This is a genomic window from Microcystis sp. M061S2 (genome assembly GCF_020245605.1).
Classification (GTDB): domain Bacteria; phylum Cyanobacteriota; class Cyanobacteriia; order Cyanobacteriales; family Microcystaceae; genus Microcystis.
In genome coordinates this window covers 1-7,924 of record NZ_JADBUP010000129.1, presented here as the reverse complement: position 1 = coordinate 7,924, position 7,924 = coordinate 1, and the positions used below count along the sequence as shown (strand labels likewise).

Sequence of the window (7,924 nt, the reverse complement as noted above, 5' to 3'; positions counted from 1 at the left end):
GTTAAGTCTTCCCTGCGGTTTTGATGGGCAAGGTTTGCCAATTGGTTTACAATTAGTCGGTAATGTGCTGCGCGAAGATCAATTATTTCACGTCGCCCACGCCTACGAACAGGCCACCGATTGGCACAAACGTCAACCATCAGTTCTTCCTTAAGACTTGGTATATTCTTTTAACGCAAATACCAAAAACTGCCATATAGTCTATTCTCCTATTAATAAATCATTCCAAGAGGGGATTTCCCATCTACAAAACTTTAACCTCCCTTATCCTAGCTGCCGCAACGAACTGTCCCTTAGTCCCACGCCAAGGTACTTATATGGTTCAGTTAATTACGGATGAGAGCAGTATCAACCTCTACCCAACAAAAATTAATGGTCAAGGATGTCCAGCTAAAGGGGGGGGAAAGTAATTATTCAACCTGATGGACTTATGATTCCAATTCAAGTAAATACTTGGGGACCTAATAATTTTGACTTTGGCGGGCGAGGTGAATTTGCCGGTCGAGTAGAATCTGGAAATGAACCAATGCAATGGGTCGGCACATCTTCACACTCCTATTTTGCGGTTGAGTACAGGGGGACAGTACGTCAAGGTCAGTTATCAGGGGCAAGGTGGAAATACAACAAGCTATGGCTCTGCTCATACCATGATATGATCACTGCTGTTAGATTTTCATCTTTAGACAGTATTTATAAAGCAACCCTGAAGATAAACGAAACCTAACCGATTCTATTCAGAATCATCATTATAAATATCTTGGAGAGTTTTATTTTCGTAGCGTTCCTGATCTTGATTTTTGCCGCGACGGGAAGGACGACGATATTTTTTATTGGCTAATTTGGGTTCGTAGGTTTCTTGACCTGCTTCTTTAATTTTTAACTTTAAATTTGACTCTTTTGTGCTAGTTTTCTGTAATGTCTGTTCTCGTGCGAGCGCCTCTTCTAAAAACTCTAAATAATGTTGGTAACGTTCCCAATCTCCCCTCACCACACAGTTAGGTTCCCGACGGTGAGTACAATCATTAAATTGACAATTTCCCAAAGCTAAACGCTCTCTCACTTCCGGAAAATAAAAAGTTAATTGTTCCGGTGAACAGTTAATATCCGGTTGGTTAAAACCAGGACTATCGGCCAATAAACCCCGATTTGGTAAAGCAAATAACTGCACATGACGGGTAGTGTGACGACCTTTTTGCAGTTTTCCCGACACATCCCCCACCCGTTGATTAATCTCAGGAATTAGACAATTAATTAAACTCGATTTTCCCACCCCCGATGGACCGGCCAAGAGAGTGATTTTATGGTTTAATTGTGCCAATAAAGCCTCAAATCCCCGATTTTTCTCGACACTGACAAAAAAGGGCCGGTATCCCCAACTAGCTAGGCGATCGCCCCAGAGTTCTATTTGTTCCGGTTCCCCCAGATCGATTTTATTGACACAGACCGCAATTTCTAAGCCTGTGGACTCGGCTTTCACCAAAAAACGACTAATCAGCCAAGGATCGAGGACGGGTTCGGCAAGGGCAAAAACTAGCAAAATCTGCTCGATATTAGCAACGGCTGGCCGATCGATCTCGGTACTGCGGGGGAGGACTTCTGCGATCGCACCCTGCCGATCATCAAAATTGGCTTCCTCCACGCGCACCCGATCACCAACCATCACCGATTGACCGATTTTTTGCAAGCGAGCGCGACGGGTACAGAGAAGATTCTCGCCCATAACGGGAGAATCCAAGCGTACCTGATAGAAATTCGCCTGTACGGCCACCACTGTGCCGTATAAATCGGTTAATTGTGCATCTACCATTTAGGAATCGGGGCGATAGACTTTGAGAACAAAAAAGCTATCTCGGTCCTCGATCGATTCTATCTGATAACCCTCCACTGTCAGGCTAGTGGGAACCTGTTCGATCGGTTCCCCGGCATCTAACCAGACTTCCAACCGTTCCCCGGCGGTCATTTTCTCTAATTGCAATTTTGTGCGGACAAAATTAATCGGGCAGGGAGTGCCGCGCAGGTCTAAAGTCATAGTTATTTATGGAAGATATTACCTAAAAATCCCTCGATGCCGCCTTTCCCCACGGTTTCCCCGCGAACTTTCGCTATTTTTTCCAGCAATTCCCGTTCTTCTCCCGTGACACGGGTAGGAATCGAGATTTTAACGGTAATACGATGATCACCGCGACTGACGGGATTGCCTAATTTGGGAACCCCTTTATTTTCTAAAATCAGTACGGTGTTCGGTTGAGTACCGGCAGGGATAGTCAGGTCTTCTTGGCCATCTACCGTATTAACTTTGATGGTACATCCTAAAATCGCTTGGATATAGCTAATCGTGATATCCGATTTAATATCATTGCCTTCCCGTTGAAATTCCCCATCGTTTTCCACGGTTAGATAAACGAATAAATCCCCTGGCGGCCCGCCTTTAAGTCCTGCGTCTCCTTCCCGGGCAACGCGCAATTTCATGCCGTTGTCAACCCCCGCGGGGATGGTAATTTTCAGTTTTTTGGTTTCCTGTCTACGTCCAGAGCCGCCGCAAACGTCGCATTTTTCCTCGATCACTTCGCCAGCGCCGTCACAGGTGGGACAGACCGAAACTTGAGCAAAAGTACCGAAGGGAGTACGGGTGGCCCGACGCACCTGACCCGTACCACTGCAAGTAGTACAAGTATGGGAACCGGTCCCTGGTCTGGCCCCACTGCCTTTACAGGTTTGACAGGTTTCCAGATGACGGATGCGGATTTCCTTTTCGCCGCCAAAGACCGCCTCGCGGAATTTTAGTCTAAAATCGAGACGTAGATCCTCGCCCCGGGTAGGGCCTGTGCGTCGGCGGGCGGTTGCTTGGCCGCCCATGCCCCCGAAACCACTAAAGATTGTCTCAAAGATATCGGCGAAACCGCCCATATTGTCGGGATCAAAACCGGCAGCGCCCCCAGAAACCCCAGCTTCACCAAAGCGGTCATAACGATTGCGGGTTTCTGGTTCCGAGAGAATTTCGTAGGCGCGGTTAATTTCTTTGAAGTGTTCCTCGGCTCCCGGTTCTTTGTTAACATCAGGATGGTATTTTCGGGCGAGACGACGATAGGCGCGTTTGATGTCTTCTTTACCGGCATCTCGCGAGACACCTAGAATTTCGTAATAATCAGTGGGCATAGGGGGCTATGGTTCTGCTCGCAATTTATAAATAGAGTTTAAGTCTAGTTGTTACTTTAACAAAGTATACATAATAGTTTAGTTGGGTTATCCCTACTATTTTTTTGGTAAGGAAGTGGGGAGTCGGGAAGTGGGGTGATAGGGAGGTGGGGTGAATAAATAAAAATAGTCTCCTGACGACCGACGACCGACGACCGATGGCTTTTCCCTTTTTAATCTACGGCCTCGTAGTCACTGGTGCTCATTTCTTCCCCATCGTCGGGATCATCATCACTGCCCGATTCGGTGGAGTTAGTTTCCAGATTACTATAGGTTCTGGTTCTAGTGCGGGAGAGGGTTGGCCCGTTGGTGAAGGTATTCAAGGAAGTGGCTTGGGTGCGGGTGGGTCGAGTCAGTTTTTCGGTGACATCGATCGGTTCAAAACCAGTACCGTTAAGGGTTTGGTTTTGCTCTTGTCTACCTGTGTAGATGCGGGTGCCGATTTCGAGGACAATCTGACGAAATTCTGCCAAGGTGGTTTTTAGCTTTTCTGGGGATATGGAGGGGTCGCGCAGAGCGATTTCCAACTGTTGCCGCTTCTGGTCGGCCAGTTGCCGGATATCGGGGGCGACTAACTGACTGTTTTCCCTGATGGTGACTTCGTAGCTATAGAAAAGACTATCGGATTGGTGGCGAATATCGATCATTTGCAGACGACGGCGATCGGATTCGGCGTATTTTTCGGCTTCTAGGCGCATTTTTTCAATTTCGTTCGGTTTCAGCCCTCCAGTATGGCTAATTAAAATGCTTTGTTCTTTGCCGGTGCCTTGGTCGCTGGCAGCCACTTTCAAGATGCCGTTGACATCGATCTCAAAGGCCACTTCGATTTGTGGCACCCCCCTAGGGGCGGGAGGAATTCCCGTCAGGAGAAATTTACCCAGGGTTTTATTATCCTGGGCCATAGCTCTTTCCCCTTGCAGAACATGAATTTCCACCGAAGTTTGACCATCGGCAGCGGTGGAGAAAACCTGAGATCTACTGGTGGGGATAGTGGTATTGCGATCGATAATTTTGGTAAAGACTTCGCCGAGGGTTTCAATGCCGAGGGAAAGGGGGGTGACATCGAGTAGGAGGATATCTTCCACTTCTCCACCTAAAACTCCAGCTTGAATCGCTGCCCCCAAAGCAACGGCCTCATCGGGGTTAACAGAGCGATCGATCTGGCCGGTAGAAAAGAAACGAGAGATTAATTCCTGGACGGAGGGAATTCTGGTGGAACCACCAACGAGAATGACACGATTGATATCGCTAGGCTGCAGTTCGCTATCTTTGAGGGACTGTTGTACGGGTTCGAGGGTTTTTTCTACTAATTCTCTGGTTAATTCCTCGAATTTAGCGCGAGTTAGTTCCAATTCTAGGTGTTTAGGTCCGGTTTCGTCGGCGGCGATAAAGGGGAGATTGATCGAGGTGGTAATCAGGCTAGAAAGCTCGATTTTGGCTTTTTCGGCGGCTTCTCGCAGTCTTTGGATCGCCATGCGATCGCTGGCTAAATCGATGTTTTCTTGGCTTTGAAAGTTCTCCACCAGCCACCGCACTAAGAGGTTATCAAAATCGTCCCCCCCAAGATGGTTATTGCCGGCCGTGGCTTTCACTTCAAAGACTCCCTTCCCCAGTCGCAGGATGGAAACGTCGAAGGTTCCTCCCCCTAGGTCAAAAACGAGGATATGTTGATCTTCGTTTTGTTTATCTAAACCGTAGGCCAGGGCGGCGGCGGTGGGTTCGTTAATAATTCTTAATACTTCTAGTCCTGCGATCATGCCCGCGTCTTTAGTGGCTTGACGTTGGGCATCGGTAAAATAGGCGGGAACTGTAATCACGGCCTCGTTAATCGGTTCTCCCAGATAGGCCTCGGCATCGGCCTTTAATTTTTGCAGGATCATGGCCGAGATTTCTTGGGGGGTAAATTCCCGATCGCGAATTTTGATATTGACGGTCTCATCGCGACCGCGTTGGCAATGATAGGCAACTCGTCCCCTTTCTGCCTCCGTGTCTTGCCAACGCCTACCGATAAAGCGTTTGATGCTATAGACGGTATTTTCGGCATTAGTGACCGCCTGACGTTTGGCCAGTTGTCCCACTAGGCGCTGGCCCTTGCCGAATCCCACGATACTAGGAGTGGTCCTTCCCCCTTCCGAGTTGGGAACTATAATCGGCTGACCTCCTTCGAGTACCGCAACACAACTGTTGGTTGTCCCTAAGTCGATGCCGATGACTTTTCCCATGACGCTCTGATAATAACGGTAGTTAATAGGATACAGTCGCTGACAAAAATTATCCCAAAATTAGAAACGGGCTTTTTACCTTGTCTAATCTTGCCGAGGATGAAACAGGACAATTTTCGTCCGCCCCTAACAAAACTTGTCGGTAAAGTCCGCAAGCGGCTGGCGAGCGGTCTATATATCAAGAGTAACCCAAAACCAGTAATTTTGCTGATGCTGCCAGTTAGCGATCGCCTCTCGCTATTCTTAAAATTGCCGTTTTTAAGATTTTTTTAATGATCACGAGCGGAATTCCTTGATGTTGATGTCCCTAGCAGTGGAATGATCGCCAAATCTTCTTAACCCGAATTCAGAGCAATTTGGGATAAGATAACCAATACACCGATCCTAGAGGACTTAATCATGATTAGAGCCTATGCTGCCCGAGAAAAAGGGGGAAAACTAGAGCCTTTTGACTACGATCCGGGTATATTAGGGGATGAAGATGTGGAAATCGCGGTGGAATATTGCGGCATCTGCCACAGTGACCTAAGTATGCTCGATAACGATTGGGGACTGACCACCTATCCCTTTGTCCCTGGTCATGAAGTGGTCGGCACGATCGCCGCTCTCGGTGCTAAAGTCAAAGAGTTAAAATTAGGGCAAAGAGTCGGTCTGGGTTGGTTTTCCCGTTCCTGTTCCACCTGTGAAACTTGTATGTCAGGGGATCAAAACCTTTGTGCCACTGCCGAAGGAACTATCGTCGGTCGCCATGGCGGTTTTGCTGAAAAAGTCCGCGCTCATCATAGTTGGTTAGTTCCCCTGGGGAACCAGTTAGATGCTGCTAAAGCTGGCCCGCTTTTTTGTGGTGGTATTACCGTTTTTAATCCCATTGTCCAATTTAATATTAAACCCACGGCCCGAGTTGGTGTCATTGGTATTGGTGGATTGGGCCATATAGCCTTAAAATTTCTCAAAGCTTGGGGCTGCGAAGTAACCGCTTTTTCTAGTAGTCCCGATAAAGAAACAGAAGCAAAAGAACTAGGGGCGACTCATTTTATCAATTCCAGAGACCCCGAAGCTTTGCAATCGGTACAAAATTACTTTGATTTCATCATCTCTACCGTTAACGTTAATCTCGATTGGGGTCTTTATATCGCCTGTTTACGTCCCAAAGGTCGTCTGCATATTGTTGGGGCTGTTCTTGAACCCATGGCTACCTACGCTTTCCCCTTGATTATGGGTCAAAAATCGATTTCTGGCAGTCCTTTGGGTAGTCCCAGTACCATCAATAAAATGATCGAATTTGCCTCTCGCCATGGCATTGAACCGGTGACAGAAACCTATCCTATCTCGCAGGTGAATGAAGCCATGGAAAAATTGAGAACTGGACAACCTAAATATCGCCTCGTCTTGCAGATGAAATAAAACCATCTCTATCCCGGACGTAACCCCGATGACTCAACCCCTCACTCCTCCAGTTATCGATTGGGAAGAACCCCCCATTCCCCCAGAAGACTTGATTTTTGATGACGGAGAACCATTGGAAATCCACCGTCACCGCAAGGCTATGAATGTCTTAATCGATTCTATCGAACAAGTCTATCAGGATCGAGAAGACTTTTTGGTTCTTCGGTTTGTGTTATGCAATGGACGGGGCTGTAAGGGATGAAACCCTTATATAGAAAGACATTGCTGCGATTTTTGTCAATCGTTTTCGATCTAGAACGAACTAATCCATTAAGTCTCTTGCCAGATAAGGATTTAGTCGATTTATGCCACCCTATTGAACCATACCAAGTAACGAAGAACCGACTTTTTTGTTGGCGGTAATATGTTTATTTAGTTTAGCCGTGAGCGGGTTTTTAATAGAACTCTTGCAAATTAATTATATGTTAGGATGATGGGTTAACTAATTTTCCCCAAAAAATTAGTTAATTAGCACATTTGTTATGAATAAAAACCTGAAGTTTTACTTTTAACTCAAAACTCTTTAGAGCTGCTTTAATTTGGTTATCAAAACCTCTTTATTTAAGCGGCACAAACTATCTCAATTATAAAAATTGAGAATAAATTCTCCTTGACTTGATTAATGTTTGACAACTTTTAAGAAGTTGCTACACCTGTCCCCAACTCATAGTTACAAATATCCGCCAACAAGTTAACTCTTAAACTATATCTTCGACGACAATTCCAATATTTACAGGATAAGATTTTCAAGATTTTGAGTTTCCTATTTATAGGTTCAATGCTCATCTTTTCTTTGGCTAAAGCTTTGTTATAATCCTTTTCTAACTCTGTTAATTTTCTATTTTTCGGTTTCTTTTTCGGTGTATAAATATTACTATGGTATGCAGCTATTCCCCGATAACCACTGTCTTCTATGCTGGTAGTTAAAGGATGAAAACGAACCCGACTTTTTTTAAATAAACTAAAATCATGACCGCTGCCTTTCCCACAAAAGACACAGATAATTTCCTCGGTATTTTGAGCAGCTACTAATTGGGATTTTCAAGTATGATAACCTCTTT

At 45.9% G+C, this 7,924-nt stretch carries 7 protein-coding genes and 2 pseudogenes; 4 read left to right on the top strand and 5 right to left on the bottom strand.

The window, feature by feature from the left end:
• On the top strand, nucleotides 1–154 hold a 154-nt coding region (locus IM475_RS19745; protein WP_287658213.1), incomplete at its 5' end, for an amidase family protein.
• Nucleotides 155–430: 276 nt separating this feature from the next.
• On the top strand, nucleotides 431–724 hold the full coding sequence (locus IM475_RS19740; RefSeq protein ID WP_287728829.1) for a hypothetical protein: 294 nt from the start codon (nucleotides 431–433) through the stop codon (nucleotides 722–724).
• A gap of 6 nt (nucleotides 725–730) precedes the next feature.
• Here IM475_RS19740 and rsgA read toward each other — a convergent pair whose 3' ends face one another.
• The 4 genes from rsgA to dnaK all read right to left on the bottom strand — a co-directional run bounded on the left by rsgA (nucleotide 731) and on the right by dnaK (nucleotide 5,417).
• On the bottom strand, nucleotides 731–1,807 hold the full coding sequence (gene rsgA, locus IM475_RS19735; protein WP_287728827.1) for a small ribosomal subunit biogenesis GTPase RsgA: 1,077 nt from the start codon (nucleotides 1,805–1,807) through the stop codon (nucleotides 731–733).
• Complete coding sequence (locus tag IM475_RS19730) at nucleotides 1,808–2,029, bottom strand: sulfurtransferase TusA family protein (RefSeq protein WP_002738399.1); 222 nt, start codon at nucleotides 2,027–2,029, stop codon at nucleotides 1,808–1,810. It abuts the gene before it with no gap.
• 2 nt (nucleotides 2,030–2,031) lie between these two features.
• Nucleotides 2,032–3,156 (bottom strand): molecular chaperone DnaJ, encoded by a 1,125-nt coding sequence (dnaJ, locus tag IM475_RS19725; RefSeq protein ID WP_287658210.1) that lies wholly within the window; start codon nucleotides 3,154–3,156, stop codon nucleotides 2,032–2,034.
• Between the two features lie 212 nt (nucleotides 3,157–3,368).
• Nucleotides 3,369–5,417 carry a molecular chaperone DnaK gene (dnaK, locus tag IM475_RS19720; RefSeq protein ID WP_287728825.1) on the bottom strand — a complete coding sequence of 683 codons (2,049 nt, stop codon included), beginning with the start codon at nucleotides 5,415–5,417 and terminating at the stop codon, nucleotides 3,369–3,371.
• Between the two features lie 399 nt (nucleotides 5,418–5,816).
• On the opposite strand from dnaK, the gene ahr reads away from it, so the two are divergent.
• Both ahr and IM475_RS19710 read left to right on the top strand, forming a co-directional pair.
• Nucleotides 5,817–6,821 (top strand): NADPH-dependent aldehyde reductase Ahr, encoded by a 1,005-nt coding sequence (gene ahr, locus IM475_RS19715; RefSeq protein ID WP_287728823.1) that lies wholly within the window; start codon nucleotides 5,817–5,819, stop codon nucleotides 6,819–6,821.
• A gap of 28 nt (nucleotides 6,822–6,849) precedes the next feature.
• Nucleotides 6,850–7,023, top strand: a pseudogene (locus IM475_RS19710) (Uma2 family endonuclease); the annotation flags it as partial.
• Between the two features lie 476 nt (nucleotides 7,024–7,499).
• Here IM475_RS19710 and IM475_RS19705 read toward each other — a convergent pair.
• Nucleotides 7,500–7,924: pseudogene (locus IM475_RS19705) on the bottom strand (transposase family protein); the annotation flags it as partial.